Origin of the sequence: Rhizobium sp. BK602, assembly GCF_014195095.1 — a bacterium.
Lineage (GTDB): Bacteria > Pseudomonadota > Alphaproteobacteria > Rhizobiales > Rhizobiaceae > Rhizobium.
Map to the genome: position 1 here is coordinate 454,323 of NZ_JACIBC010000002.1, position 23,287 is coordinate 477,609.

At 62.0% G+C, this 23,287-nt stretch carries 37 protein-coding genes and 2 tRNA genes; 15 read left to right on the forward strand and 24 right to left on the reverse strand.

Going from position 1 to position 23,287, the window contains the following annotated elements:
* The first annotated feature begins 233 nt into the window (after positions 1-233).
* Together FHX11_RS07625 and FHX11_RS07630 are read left to right on the forward strand one after the other, a co-directional pair.
* Positions 234-1,304: a glycosyltransferase family 2 protein gene (locus FHX11_RS07625; RefSeq protein ID WP_184356651.1), complete on the forward strand. Its 1,071-nt coding sequence runs from the start codon at positions 234-236 to the stop codon at positions 1,302-1,304.
* Positions 1,304-3,034, forward strand: a complete 1,731-nt coding sequence (locus FHX11_RS07630; protein WP_184356653.1) for a hypothetical protein — start codon at positions 1,304-1,306, stop codon at positions 3,032-3,034. The genes FHX11_RS07625 and FHX11_RS07630 overlap by 1 nt, the downstream gene beginning before the upstream one ends.
* A gap of 72 nt (positions 3,035-3,106) precedes the next feature.
* Here the strand turns inward: FHX11_RS07630 and FHX11_RS07635 are convergent, their stop codons facing one another.
* The gene (locus FHX11_RS07635) at positions 3,107-3,511 is read right to left on the reverse strand and encodes a hypothetical protein (RefSeq protein ID WP_184356655.1); all 405 of its coding nucleotides are present in this window, start codon (positions 3,509-3,511) and stop codon (positions 3,107-3,109) included.
* 305 nt (positions 3,512-3,816) lie between these two features.
* Here FHX11_RS07635 and FHX11_RS07640 point away from each other — a divergent pair.
* A tRNA-Pro gene (locus FHX11_RS07640) sits at positions 3,817-3,893 on the forward strand.
* A 107-nt stretch (positions 3,894-4,000) separates the two neighbouring features.
* On the opposite strand, the gene FHX11_RS07645 is transcribed toward FHX11_RS07640, so the two are convergent.
* The 20 genes from FHX11_RS07645 to FHX11_RS07740 all read right to left on the reverse strand — a co-directional run bounded on the left by FHX11_RS07645 (position 4,001) and on the right by FHX11_RS07740 (position 16,088).
* Positions 4,001-5,116 carry a tyrosine-type recombinase/integrase gene (locus FHX11_RS07645; RefSeq protein ID WP_246780919.1) on the reverse strand — a complete coding sequence of 372 codons (1,116 nt, stop codon included), beginning with the start codon at positions 5,114-5,116 and terminating at the stop codon, positions 4,001-4,003.
* Between the two features lie 184 nt (positions 5,117-5,300).
* Positions 5,301-5,816, reverse strand: coding sequence for a hypothetical protein (locus tag FHX11_RS07650; RefSeq protein WP_184356657.1), 516 nt, complete (start codon positions 5,814-5,816; stop codon positions 5,301-5,303).
* 2 nt (positions 5,817-5,818) lie between these two features.
* Positions 5,819-7,561 (reverse strand): AAA family ATPase, encoded by a 1,743-nt coding sequence (locus FHX11_RS07655; RefSeq protein ID WP_184356659.1) that lies wholly within the window; start codon positions 7,559-7,561, stop codon positions 5,819-5,821.
* 69 nt (positions 7,562-7,630) lie between these two features.
* Positions 7,631-8,020, reverse strand: coding sequence for a hypothetical protein (locus FHX11_RS07660; protein WP_184356661.1), 390 nt, complete (start codon positions 8,018-8,020; stop codon positions 7,631-7,633).
* 1 nt (position 8,021) lies between these two features.
* Positions 8,022-8,204, reverse strand: coding sequence for a hypothetical protein (locus FHX11_RS07665; protein WP_184356663.1), 183 nt, complete (start codon positions 8,202-8,204; stop codon positions 8,022-8,024).
* On the reverse strand, positions 8,201-8,410 hold the full coding sequence (locus FHX11_RS07670; protein ID WP_184356665.1) for a hypothetical protein: 210 nt from the start codon (positions 8,408-8,410) through the stop codon (positions 8,201-8,203). Before FHX11_RS07670 ends, FHX11_RS07665 begins: the two co-directional genes overlap by 4 nt.
* Positions 8,404-8,745, reverse strand: coding sequence for a hypothetical protein (locus tag FHX11_RS07675; protein ID WP_184356667.1), 342 nt, complete (start codon positions 8,743-8,745; stop codon positions 8,404-8,406). The genes FHX11_RS07670 and FHX11_RS07675 overlap by 7 nt, the downstream gene beginning before the upstream one ends.
* A complete protein-coding gene (locus FHX11_RS07680; protein ID WP_184356669.1) occupies positions 8,738-10,075 on the reverse strand; it encodes a phage Gp37/Gp68 family protein in 1,338 nt (445 codons plus the stop codon). The genes FHX11_RS07675 and FHX11_RS07680 overlap by 8 nt, the downstream gene beginning before the upstream one ends.
* Before the next feature lie 130 nt (positions 10,076-10,205).
* Entirely contained in the window at positions 10,206-11,228 is a 1,023-nt protein-coding gene (locus tag FHX11_RS07685) for a reverse transcriptase/maturase family protein (protein ID WP_246780920.1), read from the reverse strand.
* A 317-nt stretch (positions 11,229-11,545) separates the two neighbouring features.
* Positions 11,546-11,923 (reverse strand): diversity-generating retroelement protein Avd, encoded by a 378-nt coding sequence (gene avd / locus FHX11_RS07690; protein WP_184356672.1) that lies wholly within the window; start codon positions 11,921-11,923, stop codon positions 11,546-11,548.
* A gap of 47 nt (positions 11,924-11,970) precedes the next feature.
* On the reverse strand, positions 11,971-12,897 hold the full coding sequence (locus FHX11_RS07695) for a hypothetical protein (RefSeq protein ID WP_184356674.1): 927 nt from the start codon (positions 12,895-12,897) through the stop codon (positions 11,971-11,973).
* Positions 12,898-12,946: 49 nt separating this feature from the next.
* Positions 12,947-13,810 carry a hypothetical protein gene (locus FHX11_RS07700; RefSeq protein WP_184356676.1) on the reverse strand — a complete coding sequence of 288 codons (864 nt, stop codon included), beginning with the start codon at positions 13,808-13,810 and terminating at the stop codon, positions 12,947-12,949.
* Between the two features lie 31 nt (positions 13,811-13,841).
* The gene (locus FHX11_RS07705) at positions 13,842-14,150 is read right to left on the reverse strand and encodes a hypothetical protein (RefSeq protein WP_184356678.1); all 309 of its coding nucleotides are present in this window, start codon (positions 14,148-14,150) and stop codon (positions 13,842-13,844) included.
* Positions 14,150-14,302, reverse strand: a complete 153-nt coding sequence (locus FHX11_RS07710) for a hypothetical protein (RefSeq protein WP_184356680.1) — start codon at positions 14,300-14,302, stop codon at positions 14,150-14,152. The genes FHX11_RS07705 and FHX11_RS07710 overlap by 1 nt, the downstream gene beginning before the upstream one ends.
* Entirely contained in the window at positions 14,292-14,639 is a 348-nt protein-coding gene (locus tag FHX11_RS07715) for a hypothetical protein (RefSeq protein WP_184356682.1), read from the reverse strand. Before FHX11_RS07715 ends, FHX11_RS07710 begins: the two co-directional genes overlap by 11 nt.
* Positions 14,636-14,911 (reverse strand): hypothetical protein, encoded by a 276-nt coding sequence (locus FHX11_RS07720; protein WP_184356684.1) that lies wholly within the window; start codon positions 14,909-14,911, stop codon positions 14,636-14,638. Before FHX11_RS07720 ends, FHX11_RS07715 begins: the two co-directional genes overlap by 4 nt.
* Before the next feature lie 2 nt (positions 14,912-14,913).
* Entirely contained in the window at positions 14,914-15,072 is a 159-nt protein-coding gene (locus tag FHX11_RS07725; protein ID WP_184356686.1) for a hypothetical protein, read from the reverse strand.
* Between the two features lie 3 nt (positions 15,073-15,075).
* Positions 15,076-15,360, reverse strand: a complete 285-nt coding sequence (locus FHX11_RS07730; protein WP_184356688.1) for a hypothetical protein — start codon at positions 15,358-15,360, stop codon at positions 15,076-15,078.
* Between the two features lie 53 nt (positions 15,361-15,413).
* The gene (locus FHX11_RS07735) at positions 15,414-15,824 is read right to left on the reverse strand and encodes a helix-turn-helix transcriptional regulator (RefSeq protein WP_184356689.1); all 411 of its coding nucleotides are present in this window, start codon (positions 15,822-15,824) and stop codon (positions 15,414-15,416) included.
* 75 nt (positions 15,825-15,899) lie between these two features.
* On the reverse strand, positions 15,900-16,088 hold the full coding sequence (locus FHX11_RS07740; protein WP_184356691.1) for a hypothetical protein: 189 nt from the start codon (positions 16,086-16,088) through the stop codon (positions 15,900-15,902).
* A 90-nt stretch (positions 16,089-16,178) separates the two neighbouring features.
* On the opposite strand from FHX11_RS07740, the gene FHX11_RS07745 reads away from it, so the two are divergent.
* On the forward strand, positions 16,179-16,508 hold the full coding sequence (locus FHX11_RS07745) for a hypothetical protein (RefSeq protein WP_184356693.1): 330 nt from the start codon (positions 16,179-16,181) through the stop codon (positions 16,506-16,508).
* A gap of 243 nt (positions 16,509-16,751) precedes the next feature.
* Here the strand turns inward: FHX11_RS07745 and FHX11_RS07750 are convergent, their stop codons facing one another.
* Positions 16,752-17,420 (reverse strand): XRE family transcriptional regulator, encoded by a 669-nt coding sequence (locus FHX11_RS07750; RefSeq protein WP_184356695.1) that lies wholly within the window; start codon positions 17,418-17,420, stop codon positions 16,752-16,754.
* Between the two features lie 13 nt (positions 17,421-17,433).
* Positions 17,434-18,027, reverse strand: a complete 594-nt coding sequence (locus FHX11_RS07755; RefSeq protein WP_184356697.1) for a hypothetical protein — start codon at positions 18,025-18,027, stop codon at positions 17,434-17,436.
* On the opposite strand from FHX11_RS07755, the gene FHX11_RS07760 reads away from it, so the two are divergent.
* The 3 genes from FHX11_RS07760 to FHX11_RS07770 all read left to right on the forward strand — a co-directional run bounded on the left by FHX11_RS07760 (position 18,004) and on the right by FHX11_RS07770 (position 19,554).
* A tRNA-Met gene (locus tag FHX11_RS07760) sits at positions 18,004-18,081 on the forward strand. The genes FHX11_RS07755 and FHX11_RS07760 overlap by 24 nt on opposite strands.
* 168 nt (positions 18,082-18,249) lie before the next feature.
* Positions 18,250-18,738 carry a hypothetical protein gene (locus FHX11_RS07765; RefSeq protein WP_246780921.1) on the forward strand — a complete coding sequence of 163 codons (489 nt, stop codon included), beginning with the start codon at positions 18,250-18,252 and terminating at the stop codon, positions 18,736-18,738.
* Positions 18,739-18,741: 3 nt separating this feature from the next.
* Positions 18,742-19,554 carry a DUF6551 family protein gene (locus FHX11_RS07770; RefSeq protein WP_246780922.1) on the forward strand — a complete coding sequence of 271 codons (813 nt, stop codon included), beginning with the start codon at positions 18,742-18,744 and terminating at the stop codon, positions 19,552-19,554.
* On the opposite strand, the gene FHX11_RS29895 is transcribed toward FHX11_RS07770, so the two are convergent.
* A complete protein-coding gene (locus FHX11_RS29895; RefSeq protein WP_246780923.1) occupies positions 19,526-19,798 on the reverse strand; it encodes a hypothetical protein in 273 nt (90 codons plus the stop codon). The genes FHX11_RS07770 and FHX11_RS29895 overlap by 29 nt on opposite strands.
* 143 nt (positions 19,799-19,941) lie before the next feature.
* On the opposite strand from FHX11_RS29895, the gene FHX11_RS07780 reads away from it, so the two are divergent.
* From FHX11_RS07780 to FHX11_RS07815, 8 genes are read left to right on the forward strand one after another with little or no spacing between them, the layout of a single operon-like run.
* Positions 19,942-20,295, forward strand: coding sequence for a winged helix-turn-helix domain-containing protein (locus FHX11_RS07780; protein WP_184356703.1), 354 nt, complete (start codon positions 19,942-19,944; stop codon positions 20,293-20,295).
* A complete protein-coding gene (locus tag FHX11_RS07785) occupies positions 20,292-20,495 on the forward strand; it encodes a hypothetical protein (protein ID WP_184356705.1) in 204 nt (67 codons plus the stop codon). Before FHX11_RS07780 ends, FHX11_RS07785 begins: the two co-directional genes overlap by 4 nt.
* Positions 20,485-21,681 (forward strand): MT-A70 family methyltransferase, encoded by a 1,197-nt coding sequence (locus tag FHX11_RS07790; protein ID WP_184356707.1) that lies wholly within the window; start codon positions 20,485-20,487, stop codon positions 21,679-21,681. Before FHX11_RS07785 ends, FHX11_RS07790 begins: the two co-directional genes overlap by 11 nt.
* Positions 21,678-22,253 carry a Rieske 2Fe-2S domain-containing protein gene (locus FHX11_RS07795; RefSeq protein ID WP_184356709.1) on the forward strand — a complete coding sequence of 192 codons (576 nt, stop codon included), beginning with the start codon at positions 21,678-21,680 and terminating at the stop codon, positions 22,251-22,253. The genes FHX11_RS07790 and FHX11_RS07795 overlap by 4 nt, the downstream gene beginning before the upstream one ends.
* The gene (locus FHX11_RS07800) at positions 22,243-22,533 is read left to right on the forward strand and encodes a hypothetical protein (protein WP_184356711.1); all 291 of its coding nucleotides are present in this window, start codon (positions 22,243-22,245) and stop codon (positions 22,531-22,533) included. The genes FHX11_RS07795 and FHX11_RS07800 overlap by 11 nt, the downstream gene beginning before the upstream one ends.
* On the forward strand, positions 22,523-22,807 hold the full coding sequence (locus tag FHX11_RS07805; RefSeq protein WP_184356713.1) for a hypothetical protein: 285 nt from the start codon (positions 22,523-22,525) through the stop codon (positions 22,805-22,807). Before FHX11_RS07800 ends, FHX11_RS07805 begins: the two co-directional genes overlap by 11 nt.
* Positions 22,807-22,989 (forward strand): hypothetical protein, encoded by a 183-nt coding sequence (locus FHX11_RS07810; RefSeq protein ID WP_184356716.1) that lies wholly within the window; start codon positions 22,807-22,809, stop codon positions 22,987-22,989. Before FHX11_RS07805 ends, FHX11_RS07810 begins: the two co-directional genes overlap by 1 nt.
* Positions 22,989-23,276, forward strand: a complete 288-nt coding sequence (locus FHX11_RS07815; protein ID WP_184356718.1) for a hypothetical protein — start codon at positions 22,989-22,991, stop codon at positions 23,274-23,276. Before FHX11_RS07810 ends, FHX11_RS07815 begins: the two co-directional genes overlap by 1 nt.
* The last annotated feature ends 11 nt before the right edge of the window (positions 23,277-23,287 follow it).

Sequence of the window (23,287 nt, forward strand, 5' to 3'; positions counted from 1 at the left end):
AATCCGGGCTATTGTATTGGCCGCGAAGTTCGTCGGCTTGCGTTGGGCTTGGTGCTCAACCCGACATATAGGGCTAATTTATTAGTTTTTACTTATAATTCCAATTGCTATACCGCTTTGATCGCGCCAGTGTTTCGGCTTATCTAAGCAGTATACTGTTATCTCCCCCACCCTTAAAGCTTGCTTGACCTTTCTCCTGCAATCTCACCGCCAACAATTCAATACAGGCGGTCATGAACCACAAATCTCCACCACTCCTTTCCATCGTCGCCCCTTGTCATAATGAAGAAGAGGGGCTTCGCGAATTTTGCCGGCGTGCTGTTGCGACCGCACGCAGCATTGCCGGCGATGCCTTCGAAGTGGTGCTGGTAGATGACGGGTCGACGGACGGGACATGGGATGTGATCGCCTCGCTGGCACGCGAGGTGCCGCAGGTGCTCGGTGTCCGGCTGATGCGCAATCACGGTCATCAGTTGGCCGCCACAGCCGGGCTTGCCGCCTCGCGTGGCGAGCGCGTGCTGCTGATTGACGCTGATCTTCAGGATCCGCCGGAGCTGCTTCTGATGATGATGCCGATCATGGATCGCGGCGCCGATGTGGTCTATGGGCAGCGCGTGCGGCGGGAAGGCGAGAGCTGGTTCAAGCTCGCCTCGGCCTCACTCTTCTACCGGCTCCTCTCGCGGCTCGCCTCGGTGGCGATCCCCCGTGATGTCGGGGATTTCCGCCTGATGCGCCGCCGCGTCGTCGATATCCTGCTGTCGATGCCGGAGCGCGATCGTTTCATTCGCGGCATGGTGAGCTGGATCGGCGGGCGGCAGGTGGCGCTGCCCTATGAGCGCGACGCCCGTTTTGCCGGCACGACCAAATATCCGCTGCGCAAGATGGTCAATTTCGCCATCGACGCCATCACCAGCTTTTCCACCGTGCCGCTGCGTGTCAGCACCTGGCTCGGCATGGTGACGGCGGCCTGCGCCATCCTGCTGCTTGCCTATACGCTGCTGCGCTGGCTGGAGGGCGAGACCATCGTCGGTTGGTCGAGCATCATGGCGGCGATCACCGCTTTCAGCGCCATCCAGCTCATCTGCATCGGCATCATCGGCGAATACATCGGCCGGCTGGTCCAGGAAAACAAAAAGCGGCCGATGTTCATGATCGAGAGCCTGGTCACCGGTGCTCGCTCCGTGGAAGTGGCCGGCGATTTCGCCGACATGAATGCGGCTGGAAAGCGCCGTGAAATCGACCGGCTGCTGATGAGCGAAGGCGAGGTCGAGCAGGATGGCGCGCGGGCGAGGGCCGCCCGCTGATGCCGCATCCCTCTGCAAGCCTGCCCATGGCCGAGCCCGCGCATTTGCCGGAGGCCGAAGTCGACCCCGTTCGGGACGGGGGCGCCGTCCGCCAGCGGCCGGGCATCGTCATCGCCGCCTTCGTTGCGCTGGTGGCCGTCTTCGTTGCGGTCTTCCAGTTTCCGCCGATCCTGGATTATCCGAATCACTATGCCCGCATGTGGCTGCTCGCCGGCGGTATAACGCAGCCGCCCTTCGACCGGATCTATGCGCTCGACTGGAACCGGACCTTCACCAATGTCGGCATCGATCTCGCCGCCTATTGGCTGGGGCCGGTGATCGGCGTGCCGTTCCTGGCCTGGAGCCTACTCTTCCTGGCGATCGTGCTGCCGCCGCTCGGCGCCATCGCGCTGCATCGCCGCCTGTTCGGCGGCGGTTATTATTGGCAGCTCGCCATTCTCTATTTCGCCTGGTGTGCCACGCTGATCGGCGGCTTTCTCAATTTCCAGATCGGCCTGGGCATGGCGCTGTTTTTCGCCACGGCCGACCATGCGCTGCAGCCGACGAACCGGGCGGCCTTGTTTCTCTGGCGCCTGCTGGCCGGTCTGCTGTTGACGGTCATGCATATCTTCTCGCTCGGCTTCTATATGGCGCTCGTCTGCGGCCTCGAATTTTCGCCGACGATGGCGGCCCTGAAATCCCCCCGCGATTTTGCCCGCCTCTGCGGCCGGTTGATCGTTGCAATGCTGGCCTGCGCGCTGCCGGCGGTCTGCCTCTACCTCTATGCGCCGATCCTGCCTGCCGGCAATTCAGCCGATCTGCTAGGCGCGGTTTGGAACAACAGCCCGAGCTTGATACTGGCAAATCTCATGTCGGCGATCTGGACCTACAAGGCCGTCGTGGACATGCTGCTGCTGATTCCGTTGGTGCTCGTCTGTACCAATGCGATCCGCACGCGCCGGCTGAAACTGCATGCCGGCCTTGCGGTTGCAGCCATCGGCCTGCTGATTCTGGCCTGCGTCTCCCCGTTACATCTGCTCGGCACTGGCTGGATCAGCTGGCGCTTCCCGATCATGGCGGCGCTGGCGGCGATGGCGATGATCTGCCCCTTGGGACGTCTGCCGCGCAGGCAGGCTCTCCTATTGGTGATCGTGCTGGCTGGCGCGGTGCTGGGCAGGACGGCCTGGATCGGCGTCAACTGGTGGCACGGGCAGGCGGATGTCGCCGATATCCGCACCGTGCTTGCTGCCGTTCCAGAGGGCTCGGCCATCCTGCCGATGACCCATAAGCCCAAGGATATGCCCATCGGCATCGACCAGCGGCATTATGCCTGGAACCAGGACACATTCCGGCATCTGCCGACGCTCGCCGTTCCCTATGCCCATGCCTTCGTGCCGACGATCTTTACCGCCGCCGGCAAGCAGCCTCTGACGGTGCTGCCGCCGTGGCGGGAGATTGCTGTGCCCGAGGGCAATCTTCTCTCCGTCGGCCTGCTGGACTGCCCGGCCGAACTGCGGGCATTCAGCACGCTTGCGCCCTATCTCGCCGATTGGCGTCAGCGCTTCGATTTCGTGCTGGTCGTCAATGCCGACCTGCCGGATCAATATAGCGGCGATGTCGCTCCTGCCGGCCTGCGGCTCGCCGTCGACACGCCATTCGCCAAGCTCTATGCCATCGACAAGGCTTTCGCGCCGCCGGCCGATGCGCCGGCGCCGAAAGACTGCGCGCATCTGCGGGCGTCTGAAGACTGATCAAGCCTAACAAAAAGACGGGCGGCCCTCGGAGCCGCCCGTCGAATGCTTGTCCCCGATTATGCGGGAGACTTAGCTCGCCTTTTCCGGCGGCGCCAGAAGCTCGGCGCAATAGGAAGAGCCGGTGAGGCCCGGCTGGTCGCCGAGGATGCGGACCGAGCGGATGACGTAGCTCTGGTTGGCGACGATATCGGCCTTGCAGCTCAGATAGCGCTTGCCGCCTTTCTTGCCGTCCTTGGTGGTGACGGTGATCGTCTTGTAGCCGCCGCGCCAGGTGTAGATACGGTTGCCGCCTTCGTCGCGATCGGCGATCGGCGGGCCGTAGGCTGCGAAGAAGCGGCCGGCCGACTGGCCTTCCCAACGATCCTGCGCCGGGTTGCTCACGATTTTCGGAAGGATTGGGGTGCTGGTCGTTGTGGTGCTGCAGCCGGCCAATGCCAGCAACAGTCCCGCCGCGGTGATCATGCGGAAATTCATCGTTTCGTCCTTGAGCTTCTGTCTCGCATTCGGTTGCGGAAACGCCGCTGTCCCACGGCATTTCCACCTGTCCCGCTAAGGGCTTTAGCGCCAAAGCCGGCAAAAGAAAATTCCCATCTGCGTGTAGAAACGGGATTTTGCCGGATGTGTTGCGTCTTATGCACTTCGGCCGGTCCGGTGCCTGTTTTTCCTGCCGATTTTCTGTGCAAATGCCTCTGTAATCTTTTCGTCAAAAAACCAGCGGTTTTTTTGAATTTGGTGCTTGTGCATCAAAAATGGCTGGTCTATAGAAGCGCCGCTGGTCACGGAGTGTAGCGCAGTCTGGTAGCGCACCACGTTCGGGACGTGGGGGTCGAGTGTTCGAATCACTCCACTCCGACCAGCGAAAGCCCTTATTTCTTAGGGCCTTGATCCCGAACAGGACTTTCTTCGCGAAAACCATTTTCTAGTGATCGGACCTTTTGCGGACCGATTGATGTTCCGGACCGCTTAGAAAGCGTTCGCGGCCTGCTTCTGAAAGTCCGGATGTGCATGAGCGTAGGTGCGCTCAAACTCTTCTGCCGTCATGCCCAATGATGCCGCTGCCTGTTCGATCTCGACACCGGCTTGAGCCAGCCAGGTTGCTCTCGTGTGGCGCAGAACATGCGGAGTAATGTCCTCGCCAAAGCCCGCGAGCGAGCGGATCGATCGGAAAGCCTTGTGAGGCTTTACTATCTTTTCGCCACCGTAGTGGACGGCATAGCGCAGGGTGATTTCTCGGCCCTGCTCATCGATCGTGGTGTCTGCCTTTTTCCAGTAATGCAGAAACCGTAGAAGGCGTGGCGGGATCTTGACCGGTGTCTTGCGTTTATTGTGCATCGTGCGCTCGCCCTGAGACTTGCGATAGATGACGCCTCGTTCGAGATTGACGTGGCCGCCGGTCGTGTTTGGTATCCATTGTAGATTGAGGATCGCGCTGAGACGCGTGCCGGTGTAGAGGCCGATCATGATAATGCGGACCAGGTGAGGATAGCGCCAGCCTGTCCGTATCCATTTATTTGGTTCGCGCGTCTCAATGTCGAACGTGACTGGAACCCATCCTAGGGCAACCAGCAACAGCTTTGCCACTTCCCATCGGCTCAGCCAGCTTTGGCGCGGTTCCCCCTTGTCTGGCAAGGTCACCTTCGGCACTATGTCGAGCGTCTCTTCGGCATGGTAATGGTTTATGGCTGCGCGAAATACCTCTAGATCGCGCCGGGCCCCCCCTTTGTTGCCGCGATCATCTACGTAATCCCGATAGGTTTGCCCCCTGAGCTCGACAAGCGTCAACTCTCCGCAAAAGTCGTTCACGCGATCGAGGGCCGAGATCGTCTCCTTTGGTCGCGCGGTCGTGGGGGCTATGTCCGTCGCATAAACGATGATGACGTCGCCTACCGTGACTTCAGCGGAGCGACTACTGCGCTGCGGCCGGTATTGATTGGTGATGTAGTCGGCAAGCTTTCCCTGAGCTGCTTCAACTTCAGTTTCGCAGCATTCCGTGGGGATACGCTTGCCTCCGTCCTTGATGAACCATGTGCCGGTGTCTGGTCTGAGCCAGAGGCGGGCTGGTCGCTTTTTTTGAGGCATTTTTCAAGCATCCTTTTGATTCCGTTCTTGGTGACGAAATCCTTGTTGGCGATCTGGATGATTTCCAGATTGCCCTTCCCGTGCTCCGTGCGCAGGCTCGATTTCGTCAGCTCACCACGAAACAGCAGCCTCGCGGCTTTCGCAAGCGGGATCGGATCGTCCGGACCATAGTCGTCGGTATCCATCATAGGCGCTTCCATTGGTTGAAATCTTTCCTGAGATTGTCCCATCGCGCCGCCGCGGCCGGATCGTCGTTCAATTCCCCCATGGAATGGATTGCCAGAAGCGAGCGGACCTTGACCTTCACGCGCTCCGTGTCGGCGGCGTCGGGCATATCGTGGCATTCGATCAGAAAGCGGCGGAATGCCTGATCGTTCTGGCATTTCATGGCGCACTCGGCCGCGTAATCTTTCGGCTTGTTCTGCCGTTGCCGGCTCGCGATCTCGCGGTAGGCGCGGGCGCAGCGGTCGAGCATATCCAGCAGGAAGGCGAGATTGTCGCCAGCGCCGACCAGGAAGGTTTGCACTGCATAGGGCAGATCCGGCGCCAGCGTCGCAGCAAGCCGGAATTCGCCGTCAGCGGGATCTGCGAAGACGAGGCGTATTTCGGCGCCATCGGCTTCTATCGACCAATCCCGGCCGATATAGGCCATGTCCTGCCTGATCCGCTCAAGTTTCTGGATTTCAGCCGGCGTCGCCATGTTCAGGCCTCGCGCGCGGTCAGGCTCTTGCGCCAGTCGAAGAAGCCGAGGGCGCCCTTGACGGGGATGAAGTCGATGGGCTTGGGATTGCGGAGCACGAAGCCGTAGCGACCGAAGAACCACGGGCTTCCCATCGTGGTCACGACATCGACGATCTCGGCCGTGCCGACGATACCGCCGCGCGGGAGGTCGTTCATGCCTGGGAAGGTGCGCAGGTCATCGAAGCCCGCGCCGGCGTAGCGGGCGGTCTCAAGGCAATAGCGCCATTCGTCTCGCGTCATGCCCTTGGCGGCATGCAGGCAGATCGGGCCACGGATCTTGGTCGACCAGTCGCGATTTTCGACCGGCTTGCCGAGATGGAGAATGCAATGCACCCATGGCTGGCGAATCGACAGGGCTAGTTGCGGCAGGTCATCATAGCTCATTGCACCATACCCCCCCCCGTGCCGGACCATTTCCTTCAGCGGCATGCTTTCGATCCATTCGCGCATGGCGAAGGCGTGGTCGAGGGTCTTGTTTTCGTCGAAGACCTGCTTGACGGCGGCGAGCATGTCGGCGGTTTTGAGGCCCGACCGCTCGCCAGTCTTCCGGTCTCGGGCGAAGGCAAGCGACTTGGCGCGCTGGACGATGCCAACGACCATGGCGCCGGAGACGATATGCTCGAGGCAGAAATTTACGGCGATATCCCGCGCGACCTGCGGTCCATCAGCCGTTATCTGGCCGGCGATGATGTGGGCATCGCGGATGACATAATGCGGATTGAAGAAGCTCTCGACACCGGCCATGACGAGATCGTTGATGCTGTCCCCGCTGGGAGCCCCGTCAAGCGCTTTCAGCAATATATGCTCGACGGCGGCGCGGTTCGGCCGCTCGACCTTGATCTTGCGGTCGCAGCGCCCATCGCGCAGCAGGGCTTCGTCGATCGCTTCCGGCCGGTTGGTAGCGAGGATGACGAAGGCGCCCATGGTGTTGAGACCATCCATCTCGGCAAGGAACTGCGCGACCTGGCTTTCCTCCCAGGGCATGACGCGGCGCGCGCGGCCGGTGCGATCGGGAAAGAGCACTTCGGCCTCGTCGAAGAAGACGGTCAGCGGATGCTTGTGATGGGCGGCATACTCCCTGGCGAATTTGAAGATCGCGCGGATCGTCTCCTCTGTCTTGCCGACATACGGAGACTGGATCTGTGGCCCGTTGACGACGAGCACTTCAGCCTTTGCCCCATAGACGCGCCCGACGGCGGCCGCCGCGGCCTTGGCGAACATGGTCTTGCCGCAGCCGGGCGGACCGTAGAGCAGCACGCCTTTCGGTGTGCGCATGCCGTAATAGTCATAGAGTTCCGGATGAAGCTTCGGCTCCTCGATCGCCTCGACCAGCGCGGCGCGGGCCGTATCATTGCCGACGATGTCATCCCATGCGGTCGCATGGTTGACTTCGAGTAGGTAGTCTTTCACCGCTTCGCGCGCTTCCGTATATGAGCGCGGCAAGCTCTGCCGGCGATCGTCTCGATCATCCGAGAAGGGACGATATGCATCGCCGAACGACTGACGTACAATATCGGCATAGATGCCGGAGAGAATGTCGCCCGATGAAGGAAATATTCTGAGGTCACCTGTGATTGAGCGATTGGACGTTTGCCCACCAAGGAGGCCGCGTCCGCAATTCGGGTCGCCACACCAGCAGATGCCGCGCTTGTCGCGCTGGTGCTGGCGTTCGGGTTCGCGCTGCATCTTGCCAAAATCTTCCATTGCTCGGCTCCTTGGATCGTAAGGGGAAAGGGGAATGTTGGGTGGCCGGCGCCTAGCCATCGGCGGCTCCTACTTCAAATCCACATCGGGAATGATGGCGGAGGGCTTGAAGATCACCTTGTAGTGATAGGTGTTCACGGCCGCGCTATCGATCTGTTCGGCGAAATAGGTCACGTTATCGGACAGGCCGAGGAAATGCTTTTTGTAGGCGTCCGGCCCTGTCTTGCAGGTGATCGTGACTTCTCGGTCCTTGTCGTTGTTCCCGATTGAGCAAAGCCCTTCGACCGACAGGATATAGTCGCCGGTGATGCCGTTGTAGAAAACGATCCGGCGGTTGATCTGGAACATGTCGGCGGATTTCGACAGGTTCCGGGAGGCGATATCGGCATCCGTGCAGGCGGACAGCAGTCCGGCGCAAGCGATGAACAGTGTGGCCGTGGTGGGTCGGGTAATTTTCATCTCAATATCCTCGTCCTGGATTGTCGCAATAGCCGTCGCGGTCGTAGTGCTCGTGAAAGCGCCACCAGCCTCTACGCGAAGCGTCGACGACGGGCGTGAGCTTGCCCTCGAAGAATTCGAGCTTGCCCGGAATTTCCTTTTCCTCGGCCGCATCCGCACCAAGGTTGCGTTTCCTGTCGTTCACAGCAGCTTTCCTCTTGTTCGGGATTTGGCACAGGCCGGGCAGAAGTGCTGCCATGCGCCGGCATGACGTTCGATGCTCCAGCGGACCGCCTTGGCGCTCTGGATGGTGGCCGCAATATCGAAAGGCTCGTCGTCACGCGCGAAGGTGGTCTGGCAGCTGTCGCAGCGGAGCGTCGTGCGGTTGCTGGGTTTGTCGACCTTCAGCATCGGCCGGCGTCCTGCAGTGCGGCGATATGGGATGATATGCGCGGCACGGAGATCCGCTGGAACATCATGCCGCCATAGGTGCCGGCGGTGACTTCGCGGGTGAAGACGATCCGGTCAGGCAGCAGCTCGACTTCGTTGCGCTCCTGGCGTGGCCTGTAGGCTGGGCGCGCGCCATTGACCGGCGGCGCCTTCGGCTTGCGGATGACGAGGCCTGCCTTGCGCAGGACTTCGCGCACCGAATCCGGATGGCATCCGTAGATGGCGGCGATCTCGCGGCCGTCGAGGCCGCGTTCGATATGTTTTTGCAGGACGTAGGCATCGGGAAGCTTACGCATCGGCATGCTCCTTGAAGTGTGCAGGAAGGGGTGGAAAACCATTGTGCTCGACGCCATCGAGCGTGCGGCCGGCGACGGCCTTCGAGACGCGGTGCATCGCGTAGGGCCTCTTCAGGCCGAGAGCGCTGGGCTTGTGGCGCGTACTGTCGACATCGATCCAGAAGGCATCGTTGCGCAGCATGTCGTGGTCGATATGGCCGTTGGCCTCGCAGGCGACCTGCCAGTTGCCCCATTGCTTGAACAGGAAGGGCACGCCGACTTCGGCGCACTGATCACGAAGTAATCTCGCCCAATCCGGATGCATCGGTCTGGCGTTCCAGCCGCTCTCGCCACCGGCGACGACCCAGTTGATCCTGGGAGGGCGACTTTGATAGATCCCGGCGGAGACGCAATGAACTTCGCCAGCATCGGTGATTACGCGACCGATGTTGTTCCAGGCGGGCACGAACCGGCCTTCGATCAACGGCTCGCCACATCGAAAAGTCTCATATTGGCCGGTGGTGCCCAATAGTGGTTGTCCGTTCTCTATGGCACCGCGCATCCACGCGTTCGGTCCACGGCCCCACTCCGGGTTCCAGAAGGATTCGATATCCTTTCGGACGCCCTCTGGCACCCAGCTGGGCCAGACAAAATCAGCCCAGTCGCGCACCGGCTGTTTGCATTTCCAGGTGTCAGGCAGGAAGGCCCGCAGGTCGATAGTGCCGAGAAGGGGTTCTGCGCTGATCCAACGGATGGCGGCCGGAGTATCGAGCAGGAACGGGATACGTTCATCTGATCGTCGTTGGTCCTCGACGGACACGCCAAGCCAGGCATTGGGAAGTGGGAATTCGATATCCTCGATTGCGCCGGAGGCACATGGCGACTCCGTCACCTCGGCAGCAGCCGTTCCCCAGCGTCGTGAAAATTCCAGATAATCGGATTCGAAGCTTCGCTGCATCTCCAGCAGATAATCCCGCATCCGCTCCGGTCGTTTCGTCAGCACTTGGAAGATGTGCTGCGGGCTGAGCGCCATGACGGCGAAGATCTGGTCGAGCTGCTCGTCGGTGACACCATCGGCGAAGAGATCGCCGTGGGCGGCAACAAAAATCATACGCGGGGTTTTCCAGCGCAGCGGCTGGTCGAGCCATTGAGCGTTGAAGCGCGTTTCGCCGGTCCAGACCGGGCCGGCCTTGGTGTCCTTCGTCAGTCCGGCACGGCTCGGATGGTTGCGCAGGCGGGTGCCGGCAAGGCGCATGGCGTAGCAATTGGTGCAGCCGGGCGAAACGACCGAGCAGCCGGTAACGATCTGCCATGTGGCGTCGGTCCATTCGATCTTGGTATGATCAGCCATTGGCATGTCCTTCAGCTTTTGAATTAAGGCCGGTCACGGTCGATGTCCTTTGAAACCCAATGGAAAAACCAGGCGACCAGGATGAGCGGCAGGAAGATCTTGATGGCGGCGACGACGATGTCCGGCGTGATCATGGGTGGCCTCGGCAAAGCTGGTGGCCGCTTTCCATGGTGCAACAAATCCCAAGGCTCTTCATGAGATTGCGGCTGTCGGCCCAATTGGCGTGGCCGGTCCATGCAGCGATAAAGCGTTCCAGCCGTTCGTGCTCGCCGGCGGCGCGATAGGCGGCGATCTTGCGCCGGGCGCGCACGACGCTGTCGCGACGCAGCAGCTTGTGGTCGGGCCAGATGCGATAGCCGACGAAGTTGACGCCACGGCCGATCGGCTGGATGCTCCATTTGGAAAAGCGCAGGCCTAGCCGATCGCGTGACAGGTCCTCGATCGAGGATCGGACCCGACGAAGATGTCCCATCGATCCTCCGAGGACGACGATATCGTCCATGTAGCGATACCAATGGCGCTCGCCGAGATCCTGCTGCAGATGGCGATCGACGACGCCGGCATAGATATTGGCGAAGATCTGCGAGATGAGATTGCCGATCGGCAGGCCTATGCCCGTTCGCGGCAGCATGGTTTCCAGCAGGCGCAGCGTGCCCCGGCATGAGATCTTCGCCTCGATCAGCCGCCAGAGTGTATTGTGCTCGATGCTGGCGAAGTATCGCGAGAAGTCGGTCTTCAGCGCATAGAGCGCGTCGCCGCCGCGGGTGAGGCGGCGCATGTCGGCCTGGACCGACAGGGCGGCGGCGTGCGTTCCCTTGCCGGGACGGCAGGCGAAAGCCCTCGGCAGCAGCGTCGCCTCGAAGATCGGGCTGATCACGGCGCAGAGCGCATGCTGGGCGACGCGATCGCGGAAGGGAAGCGCCGATATCAACCGTTCTTTCGGATCGAAGATGCGGAATTCGTGCGGTGTGCCCGGCTGATAGGAACCGTCGAGCATGGCGGCGGCCAGGTCTTGCAGGTTGATGATGGAGAATTCCTTGAACTCAAGGAAGCCGGGGGTGAGGCGCTTGCCGAGGGAGGTCAGGCGAAAGGCCTCGCGCATATTGGCATCGGCGGTGATCGCGCCGATCAGATTGCGGTGCTTTTTTCCCATGATGTCCGTGCTTGATTGCCGGTCGCGGGTTTCGACGGCCAAATCGCCGCTACTCCCCGCTGTACCGGACCTTGCAATGTGTTCGCCGAAGCCGGAAGGTTGGGCCGACCACCCTGATGCCGCCGACTTGGCTGCACCCGTGGAAGATGACCGGCGAGGCCGTGACCGTCGCCGAGCCGAAATCGGGTCGTCGCTACCGCCGCGCGCGGAGATGTTGTCATTCGAGTTCTCCGGCCAGTAGTCCAAGTTCGCATAGCGGGAACCGGCGTTCGAGCCGTTGATCCACGAGCCGCCGAAGATGGACGGGCGCCGCAACGTCATTGCCCCGACCTCCCGCTGCCCTTCGCGGTCTTGATCCATTGGCCGAGCATCGCGCCGGCTTCAGCGAGGTAGCGCAGCGCCACCGCATGCTGCCGGTATGAGATGAGCTTCAGCTTGGGATCGGCCGCAAAGCGCAACCAGAAACGCAGCGTCGCTAGGTTGGCGTCCGCCGCATAAAGACGCGAAGCCTGTTTCGACTTCGCGGCCTCGTAGAGAAGGCCAACCTGATCGAAGATCAGTCCGATCAGCCGGTCGCGCAGCGTCGCGTGGCGACGCGGGCAATTCTGGATGATCGGATAGAGGTAGGTCACAACGGCCTCGTATTTTTCAATAATCGCCAGATCGCGGGCGTTTACATGTTCATCGCGTGTCATGATCGGCGACCGTTCTGGGATGGAGAGTGTCCGCGCTTCCGCGCGGACTAGGCAGGCGCCATGTGGTCGCTACCGCCGCGCGCGGAGATGCTGCCAGCCGAGTCCTCCGGCCAGTAGGCCAAGTACGCACAGCGGGAACCGGCGCTCGAGCCGTTGATCCACGAGCCGCCGAAGACGGACGGGCGGGGATCATCCGGATGGCCGTCGGTGCCCCATTGCCACATCGTGCCGGTCGCATCGAAAAGACCGTATCGGCTGATGAAGCGTTCGCCACCGCCATTGAAAGATCCGGTTGTCCTGGGCTCGCCATCGCGCGAGCATCGCTCCCTGACGCCGTAGGCGGCCGTGAAGAACTCCTCGGCGCTGAGTAGGTGCTTGTCGTGATGGGCGTAGATTTCTTTGGCCGTGGTAAAGTCGAGCTTTCCGTAGGTGCTGCCATCCGGTCGCAGCGGCAGGTCTTCGCCATCCGCGATGGTCGCGCCGAAGCGGCTCGTGCCATGCTCATGGTGATTGATGCCAAGCAGGTAGATGTCGGCCCAGAAACGGCGGCCGTTGCCCATATCGATCAGCGCCATGCCGCGCGGATCGGGGCATGCGGGACCGAAGCCGATATTCCAGAGTGAATAGGGATTGATCTCCGGAATGGCGTCGCCGCCGGCGGTGCCTGTTGCGTGGCCGCCAGGTGCGAAATGAAAGCCCGCGAAATATCCGGCGGTCAGGGGATTTTTCCGGCTGACATCTTCGACGATCAGCTGGCCTGCCGCGTCGATGGTGACGGCATAATCCTTGCCAGCGTCCAGATTGCCGAGCGCGATCGGCGTGTCGTTGTCGAAGCGATGGATGGTGCCATCAATCTCGACAGCCGTACCGGCCGAGATGTAGAGGCTCGTGCGGTCCGGCGTGACCAGGATTGATTTTGTCCAGTCCTGGCTTTCAATGCGAATAATGCGATTGACTTCGGCTGCTGCCGTCATGGTCTTGATCCTTTGTTGTGATCAGGGATTGTCCGCGCTTCCGCGCGGACTAGGCAGGCGCCATGTGGTCGCTACCGCCGCGCGCGGAGAGGTTGCCATGCGAGGACCCCGGCCAGTAGCCCAAGTCCGCATAGCGGGAACCGGCGACCGAGCCGCCGAGCCACGAGCCGCCGAAGAGGGACGGGCGGGGGTCGTCGATATCCCCGTCAGTGCCCCAGACCCAGAGATTGCCGGTCGCCTGCATGAGGCCGAACTTGCTGGTGCGTGCGGCATCGAGGCCAGTCGTTTTCGGGTCGCGGTCGGCGGATGACCGTTCCGTGACGCCGAAGGCGGCGGTGCGGAATTCGTCATAGGTCAGCAGCCGCTTGCCATGGCTGGCATAGATGCCGGCGGCCGTCTTGAAGTCGAGACGGTCGAGCGAACGGCCATCGGCGATCTCGATGCCGTGGCGGCTTGTGCCGTGCTCCTTGTAGTCGACCCCAAGCAGATAGATGTCGACCCAGAAACGATGTCCGTCCTTGGCCTCGACGAGCGTCATGCCGCGCGGATCGGGGCAGGCAGGACGAAAGTCCATGTCCCAGAGGGAATAGGGGTTGATCGCAGGGATAGCATCGCTGCCATTGCGCTCCAGGGCGCAACCGCCGGGAGCGGCATGAAATCCCGCCACGAAGCCGGAGTCGCGCGGATTGCCCGATAGGGCCTGCGCAACCGGCTTGCCGTTCGCGTCGATGCTGACACCGTAGTCCGTGCCTACGGCGATGTGGTCGAGGGCGATCGGTGTTTCCTGCCCGAAGGCATGCGGCTGTCCGTCGATCTCGATTACGGTCCCGGCGCGGATCGCGACGGTGGTCGCCGCGCTCGTGGCGAGGATGGGCGTTGTCAGGTCGGAGCGATGGATGCGTATGCTTGTCATGTCCTGTTCCTTCTGTCCTGGAGGAGTGGCGTTACTGGGCGGCTTCGAGCAGGCCCTGCCATTCATGGAAGCCGGAGAGCTTGCGGTTCGTGCGGGCATCGGTGCCGGGCGGCAGGGTGATGACCTCGCGCAACCAGGCAACGGCGGCCATCATGTCGGCGATCTCGTCGGCAAGGGCGTCGATGTTCGGCTTGCCGCTCTTCGGATCGGCCTTGTCGATGCCCTGGGCGAGGCAGCGGCCGACGATCTGCAGCAGTTCGCCGCTTTCCTCGGTCAGCTTGTTCAGCACCTGGCGGCGAATGAGGTCGTTCTCGGGGAGCCAGAGGGTGATATCGGCCATCACTTTTCCCTTACGATCTTGGTTTTCCGGATGATGCCGTCGTGCCTGGCGAGGGCGGCCTTGTTGGCGGTTGCGGCGTCCTTCGCCGCGACGTCGATCTTCGCGCCATCCTCGAAATGGATGCGAAAAAGCTGGGTGGTGTCAGTCGACATCGCCGCCTCCATCCCGTTCGGTCAGCCAAGCGCGCGCAGCGGTGATCAGCGCATGGTCGCGGTTCGAGGCGCCGTGAACCTCGATGGCGGCGACCAGGCCGCGCACGATGCTTTCGACGGTCTCGGCCGTGACGATGGTTGATGGCTCCGTGCGCTGCTGCAGGAACATCTTCTGCGCCTCGGCGATCTCCTGTCCTGCGGTCGCGATCGACGACATGGCGTCGGCGAGATGCGTCATGGTCCAGAGAGCGCTTTCATCTCGCGCGATATCCGTGGTCGCCGGCACGAGGCGCGGCGTTGCGGGCGGCAGATTGAGGGTGACGATCTCGCCCATCATGCGGCTCCCCAGCGATAATCACCGCGAAGGGTAGCGTCGCGGAACTCCGGCCATGCCGGCCAGCGGCGGCCCAGCTCGACCTGGTCGCCGGTCTGGGCGACCTCCAGAAAGGCGCGGCATTCGTAGATGCCGAGGCCATGGGCGAATTCGAGCGTGGCGTTGTGCAGCCGCCGCAGGCGCAGGTCGCGCTGCTGGTAGAAGACGGTCGTCACGTAGATGACGGCGATGCCGGCGAGGCCGACGAAGGGGAGGCAGAGCATGGTCGACTGCATGGCTAGATCATCCTTGCGATGGACATGCCGAGCGAGACTGCGATGACGGCGAGCAGCCAGAATTCGAGGTGGCGTTGGGTGCGGACCGGCATGCGAGGCATGCCAAGATCGCGAAGCGCGGGCAGTGCGCCGGCAGGCAGGAAGGGTGTGAAGTGGTTCATGGCTCAAGCCGCCTCCGCTTCGCTCGATGCAGCCGGTTTCTCGGCGCGGGCGGTATGGACCTCGCCCACGACGATGAAATCGAAGCCGGGATAGGCAATTGCGAGCCGCTCGGCTTCGGCGATCGCCTCCGGCAGGGTGGCGTATTCGAAGGGCCATTGTGACGGACGGATGCGGCCCGTCTCCTCGCCGCGGCGGAAGACGAAGAAGCCGCCGCCGATGGTTTCGCCCTTGCGCGGAAGGCGAGGGTTCTTCAGGAAGCCGCGCTGATGCTGTCCATTGTCTTGCATGGCAAAATCCTCTGATCTGTTGCGAAAGCCTGCAGGCGCCCGAAAGTGGGCCGCTATTGATGCTGTATCGTGGAGGCGGTGATGCCCTCCGATGTTCCGTAAGGCACGATATCGGCGAAGGGGTCGTCGTCGCCGAGCAGGCGGCGGATCTTCGCCAGTTTGGCTTCCGCGTCGACGAGGCGCTGCTTGAGGCCGGTCATTGCGTCCATGGCGTCGGCCGGCCCGCCAAAGAGCGGCCCGAGGATATCCATCGGGCTGACGTGCAGGACGGTGCAGATGCGCAAAAGGGTCGACGCGGCCACGCGGTTCATGCCCTTTTCGTATTTCTGCACCTGCTGGAAGGTGACGCCGATGCCGTCGGCAAGGCGCTCCTGGCTCATGCCGGCAAGCTGGCGAAAGCCGCGAATGGTTGCTCCGATGGCGCGATCCACCTGCGCCGTCGTCTCGGTGAGACGCTTCGTCATGGTATTCCCCTGTGCTTACGTTGAACATCTGCTTTGGAAGCCGCCCGCAGGTCGGGCGGAGATCAAAGCGGATGGTTACGCGGCGAAATGCATGCCGCTGGCGCGGATGGCGGCGGCGATGGCGTTGCGGTTGCGGGCGAGGCTTTCCGGCGAAATGCCGAGCGCGAGCACCTGCTCGTCGCTCATCGAGCCGAGTTCAAGGGTCTTGCTGACGGCGAGTTCGATATCGCGCTTGTCTTCCGCAGTTGCGGTCTTGGATTTCATGGCGGATTTCCTGTCGGCCGATGACGAAGCCCTTGCCTCGGCGGCCGATCGTGCCAAGATGCAAGGATGAGTTGAGTGAAGGGATTCGAGATGAAAAGGCTTCTGGTCGCGGTGCTGCTCGGCGCCTGCTGTGCGTCGCCGGCCCCGGCCGGCCAGCGTGAGAATGCGCTGAAGAATATCGCGCAGGCCTTCGCTGCGGAGCGCATCTGCTCGCGCGTCGAGATCACGAAGGGCTCGGTCGTTCTGGCGGCCGCCTATTTCGGCATCGACTTCGACAGGGACCGGGCGGAGCTGATGACGGAGATTACTCGCCAGATCGATGCCTGGAAGGGCAAGCCGGAGGATGCGGCCTGCGTTGCCGCGCTTCTGCTCTACGGCCCGAACGGCACCAATGTGCGCAATCTGATTCACGAGAAGTGACATCTGCTGATCTCCGCTCCCATCGCGACGCCGCTGCCCTGGAGGAGAAGGGGCAGCGGCGCTCCGCGATATCCGGAGATGGGAGGAGGAGTTCACCGGATGGGTGAAAGTTGGCACATGAGGCCAAATATTGTCAAGCCATAAAATGGCACAATGGGCCAAATATTGTTGTCGCGCGTATTGATGCGCGTTGGGAAGGGTCGCGAAGCGCCCCGAAGATCCGGTTATTCAGGATGGGGGGTCTCAGGCGAGCCCTAGCAACTCGCCATAATCGAGGACCTTATGGATGGTCTTCACGAATTTGGCGTTGATCTCGACAAAGCTACCGGCGGGGTTGAGCTTCTGCAGGACTACCTTCTCGCCTGTTCGGGCGTAAAGAATGCCGATCGATGCCATCATCGGCTCGGATTCCATTCGTTGCTCCTGTATTACGACGGCGTCGCCAATGCGCGCGGGCTTGTATTCACTGACGAGCACCAGCGAGCCGTGGCGATGCAGCGGCTCCATTGAGGTGCCGTCGATATAGAGGCCGTAAATGCCTCTGGCGTTCTCCAAAGCCTTGGGGCGATCGATCCAGTCGATAGGGCCTTCCGTAATCTGCATGGTGCCGCTTGCCAGCGAGCCCGCCGCGGCGCCCATGACTTGTATCTGCGATCCTTCACCGGACGGCGGAGATGTGGGCGCAGGGGGTGGCGGCACATAGTGGGATGCGAAGAGATCGTCGACCGACACTTCAAGTGCGGCGGCGATTTTCAGCAGGCGCTCCGTCGCGGGCCGGATCTTGCTCTTCTCGATCTTGCTGACGGTCGAAGCATCTGTGCCGATCTCCTCGCCAAGCTTCTCCATAGACCACTTTTTTGCGCGGCGGATGGCTTCGATATTATTCGGAGGAATGGTGTCTTTGGCGGCCATGGTTTATCGAATCCTAATGGTGCCGAAATGTGGCCGCTAATGCCAAAAAAGTGAATGGCGCATAACGCCAAACTTTGGATTGACAAAAAATGGCCTGTTGTGCCAACTTGCGGGCATGAAGCTCAGGGATTGGCGAAATCAACGGAAACTCACACTTCGGGCCTGCGCCGCAGCGCTCGGGATTTCGCATGCGCGGAACTATCAGCGCTACGAGATCGGCATGGTACTTCCTGATTCGCCCATAATCGAACGGATCAAGACGATGACCGACGGTCTCGTTACCGCCGAAGATCATCATCTGCAGCGTATAGAGTGGATCGAGCAATTCAAGCCCGGCCTCCTTGATGGTGTTCGCGACGCCTCCCTCGCACATATCGCGGAGGCTGCTGAATGATCCCGAGCCTTTCCATTGGCGACTGCCGCCGCATCCGGCGTCGCCGATCAGTCGCGTCGGCCCTTGCCCGTGGCCGGCGCGCATTGTTTTCCCCGCGCAGTTCGTCAACTGGCTGCGCCACTTCGCGCCGGCGCGATCTAGCAAGACGCTGGAATGGCGGACCTTCGATGTCCGGCGCGCTTTTCTTTTCGCAGGGTAGGGAAGCCTGGTCATCCCATGTGGTTCATACCCACAAGATCGCTGGTTCGAATCCAGCCCCTGCAACCAGTTTGTCGGTCCTGAAATCTCTGCCGCGCGCATGCGGGCCTCCGTGATGTTGCGTTGCGTCGGCCTTCGCTGACGCACAGCTTTTCGCATCTGCGCACAATTCCCGCCACGGGAAAACCCGGCCGGATTTCCCGGCTCGGGAAGGGCTTTTTTATTCGGAGAATGGGCATGGACGCATTCCTTTATCGCATCAAGGCGGCCCAGCGCGATCTGATCGCGCGATGCGGCGGCATCATCCGCGTGGCCGAGCTGGTCAGTGCTTCGAAGAGCGAGGTCGGCCGTTGGAACAACGGCGCCGATCCGGACGTGATGCCGGTCGGCGCCATCGTCGTTCTCGAAAGGGACTGCGGCTATGCGCTGGTGACCAACGTGCTCGCCGAGGCCAATGGCCGGCGGCTCACCGATCCGGAAGAGGAACGGCAGGCGGGTCAGGGCATCCTGACGGCGCTGAGCGAGATCCACCGGCAGACCGGCGAACTGACCAATGCCGTGGGGTCGGCGATTTCCGATGGCATCGTCACCTCGACCGAGGGCACGACGATCGACCGCATCGCCGCATCGCTGGAGATCGCGACCTCCAACCTGCGGGCCGCCGCCGCCGTCATTAAGGCGCAGGGCGGCGCGAAGGCCGGCTTGCGCGTGGTCGGGGAGGGCTGAGCCTTGCGCGCCATCGAAGCCCTCGATTTTCCGGATTTGCCGCGCGCGGCATTGACCGATTGGCTGCCGGAGGTTCGTCTCGTCGATCCGCGCGCCCTTGTGGTCGACGAAGGCTATCAGCGTGGTCTGTCCGATCGGTCGATCCGTCTTATCCGTAAGATCGTCTCGGAATGGAGCTGGCTGGCATTCAAGCCACCAATCGTCGTCGAGTCGGACGGCTCGCTGCATGTCATCGACGGGCAGCATACGGCGATCGGCGCGGTCACCCATGGCGATATACCGACGATCCCTGTTGTCGTGGTTCGCGCCGAGGCGGTGGCGGAGCGCGCTTCGGCATTCGTCCGCCATAACCGCGACCGCATTCAGGTGACGGCGACGCAGCTGCATGTGGCGCTGGTCGCGGCCGGCGACGAGGATGCGCTGACAATGGCGCAGGTCTGTGAGCGGTCCGGCGTGACGATCCTGAAAAATCCGCCGCCCTTCGCGCGCTTCAAGCCAGGCGAATGCATGGCGGTGACGACGATTGCGGCGCTGATTTCGCGCCGGCACGCCAAGGGTGCCCGTGAGGTTCTGGAGATCTGCGTCAAGGGTGGGTCCGCACCCGTCAGCGCCAATCTGATCCGCGCCGTCGAATGCCTGCTTTTTACCAGTGAGTACAAGGGGCAGATAGAGGCGGATCGCATTTCCGCCGTCATCCAGGCCATGCCGGAACAGATCGAGCTCGAAGCCAAGCGCTTTGCGACGGAACGCAAGGTTCCTCTTTGGCGCGCCACGGCCTCGGTCATCTTCATGAACCGGAGGAAGGCGCGTGGATGACCTGGTCCGGATACAGCAGGACGAGATCGAGAAGCTGCGCGAACAGGTGCGTCAGCTCCAGGGCCTGCTTTGCGGAGCAGACGTCCTGATCCGGCCGGAATGGGGGTTGGTGCGAGCTGAGCAGCGCGTCTTCGGCGCGCTCTGCCGTCGCGACCTGGTGACGAAAGACATGCTCTGGGCAGCACTCTACGGTGATCGCCACGATCTCGATTGCGATCCGTCGGAAAACGTCATCGAGAGCCATGTCAGCAAGATGCGCCGGAAACTCAAGCCGTTTGGGATTGTCGTGCGGTCGCAGCGCTTTGTCGGTTATTCGCTCGTAGATCGGGAAAAATTCGTCAATACCCCCCCCCCCCCCCCGCGCCCCGAACGGAATGATGGGAGGGCATGTCCGTGCCTGACATCGTCGACGCGCAGCGGGACAGAATTTCCATGCTCGAAGAGCGCATCCGCCAATTGGAGGATGCGCTGATGCCGCCGACGATCGTCATCCCGCTCGAATATCGCCTGACGTCTTCGGAGGCGCGCGTCTATGCCCATCTCGCCAGCCGCGATGTGGCGACGAAGCAATCCATCATGCTGGCGCTCTACAGCGACCGCATCGATCTCGAACCGGAGATCAAGATCGTCGATGTCTTCGTCTGCAAGATGCGCCAGAAACTCAAAAGATTCGATGTCGTCATAGAAACGGTTTGGGGGCACGGCTACCGGCTGGTTCGCAAGCGTGAGGTGGCGGCATGACAGCGCCTCTATGCGCCTCGCCCTCGGACATCATGCGTCAGTTCGACGAGCTTCCGGCGATCATCCGCACGGCAATGTGCCTGGCTGATTTCCCCTATGATCCATACTGGGTCGCCAGACGTATCGAGCGCGGCCACAAGCCGGAGCGGATTGCCGCGCTGATCAACCTTTCGACGGAAAGGAAAATCCATGTCGGCTGAGCTTTTCCGCCTTCCGCATCATCCGCTCGCCGCGCTCTTCCCGATGCTGCCGGACAGCGAGATCGACGAGCTCGCCAGGGATATCGAAACGCACGGGCAGGAACAGGCGGTCTGGCTGTTCGACGGCAAGATCCTCGACGGGCGCAATCGCGACGAGGCTTGCCACCGGCTGGGTATCGACGCCTGGACCGAAGATTACAAGGGCAATGATCCGCTCGGCTTCGTCCTGTCGCTAAACCTGCGACGCCGCCATCTGACGGATGCGCAGCGGGCCATGGTCGCAGCCCGTATCGTCGATTGGGAAAACGGGATGAACCAGACGACCGGGGGCGCACATGTGCACGCCCGCGAAGCCGGGCGTCGGCTCTCGATTTCGGAGAGGGCGGTCAAGGCTGCGAAGCGTATCCGGGAGCATGGTGTCGATACGCTGATCCAGGCAATGGAAAGCGGATCGCTGTCGATCAAGGTTGGCGAGACCATCAGTCACCTGGAGCGCGAGGCGCAGGAAGAGGTGCTGCGGGCCGAGAAGAAGCGCATCACCGCGCTGGCCAAGGCGTTTCGCGCTGAAGACCAGAAGAAGAAACATGATGTTCGGCTGGCGCATATGGCGCATGTCGTTACGACGGGCGCGGCGACGGCCGGGATCGTCACGCAGAAATTCCCGGTCATCTATGCCGATCCGCCGTGGAAGTTCGGCGTGCATTCCGAGGTGACAGGCCGTGAGAAGAGTGCCGAAAATCATTATCCGACCATGCCGACGGACGACATTTGTGCACTCTGGGAGAAGATCGGGGCGCCGGCGAAGAGGGACGCCGTTCTTTTTCTGTGGGCCACGAACCCGATGCTGCCGGACGGCCTGAAGGTCATGGAAGCATGGGGCTTCCAATATGTTCATCACTGGATCTGGGACAAGCAGGTTGCCGGAACCGGCTATTGGGGTCGCGATCGGCATGAGTTACTGCTGATCGGCCGCAGAGGTGAACCCGCGACGCCGCTGATGGGGTCGCAGCCGGAGACCGTCTATTGCGAGGCCAAGGGCCGCCACTCCGCCAAGCCGGACTTTTACGCAGAGACGATCGAACGGCTCTATCCCGCAATGCCGCGCCTGGAAATGTTCTGCCGCGCGCCTCGTCCAGGCTGGTCGGCATGGGGCTTTGAGGCCGGCCTCGATGGAGGGGCGGTATGACGCCCCGTCTCGATCAGCTGACCGGACCTGCCGAGGTAGGGAGCCTCTATCTCGTACCCACCGTCGCCGGCAAATGGCATGGCGTAAAGCGGCATTGGCCGGTCATCGGCCCGAAGCACAGCGATGCGCATTGCCTGAATTTTGAGTGGTCTCACTATCATATCGATCCGCGGTTCATCTGGGCCGGAAGCCGGGAAGAGTTGGACGATCAATTCTGGCGGCTGGTTGCGGCTTCGCCGCTGATGACCAGCGAGCGTATCAATCCGGACGGTCTCCCTGCGCCTGTCTGGCGCTTGCGCAAATGCCGGCGTGTCGGAAACCCCTTCGCAAGGGATCTTCTGAATCTGGTGGTCTCCAACGGCAACCAGAACTGGAAATGCCATTTCGATGAATGGACCAGCAAGCAGGCGCGCCATGACGGGCGCGGCTGGGTCTGCCCGCATCGCGCCGTGCCGCTCGCCGATCACTCACCCGTCTATGGCGTCATCACATGCCCATTGCACATGTTGCGCATCGATGTCCGGACCGGCGTCGTGCTGCCGCCACTCAAGGAGGCGGTTCATGACGCCTGATTTCTCGCCCGACATGCTCAAGCGCTTCCTTCGGCTGCGCGTCGACATGATGGTGCGCATCTCCTTTCCGTCGCAGGGCCGCTCAGCCGAAAAGGCGGCGCGGGCCGAGCTGCGGCAGCGCTGTGATGTCAGCCGGCAGGAATTTTGGGATGCCTGGCAGGGCCGGCTTGGCAATGGGCGCCTGCGGGCCAAAATCTGGGCGGCGCTCTGGGTCGATCCGGCGGAGTTCGGGCTGCTGCTGACGGATGACGGCGGTCAGGAGGCGGTCGATGCAGGCTGATTTCGACCGTGGGCGCTTTGCAGACGATATCGGGCGTTGGCTGGAGCGCGAGGGGATTTCCTATCGCGCCGCGTCGGCGCTGCATCCCTGCCTCAATCCCGCGATGCTGTCGCGGGCGGTCCATCAGCGCGATCTGAGCGTGACGAGCGTGCTGCTGCTTTCCCGCGTCGCAGGTCTCGACCCGATGCTTTATCTCGTCCTTCCGGTTCAGAAAAATCAAGCCGTTACAGCGATTGAGTCCCGTGAAACATCAGAGATGGAAGGCGGTTGGTGATGAGCATCGAAACCGGATGGTGGTGGCTGCCGTTGCTGCTGACGGCCCTCGTCTTCCTGCTGGCGCTCGCCAATTTGGGGCCTGGGCGGGGCGCTATTTCGGCTCTGCGCAACGGCGCGCTGTTCGCCGCCGCTGTCGTCGCCTCGGCCGCTGTCTGGCTCATGTGGGCGATGGTGCTGTGATGAGCGATTTTCTACCGATCCTGGAAGAGCTGGAACAGTGCCAGAGCCATGCCGAGCGCAGGGCGTGGCTGATGTCCGTGCCGAATTACGTCTTCCATCGCGAGCATTTGAATCTGCGCCGCATCCTCGACGCTGCCGGTCATCACGCCGCCATCGCCTATGCCCAGGCCAAGCTTGCCGAACAGACGGCGACGCGCCTCGCCGACGGCTCCATCCCGATCACCATTCTGTCGGCGGTCTACATCGCCGAAACCGATCTCAAGATTTCCGCGCGAGAGGGAGGCTAGTTGATGCTGGA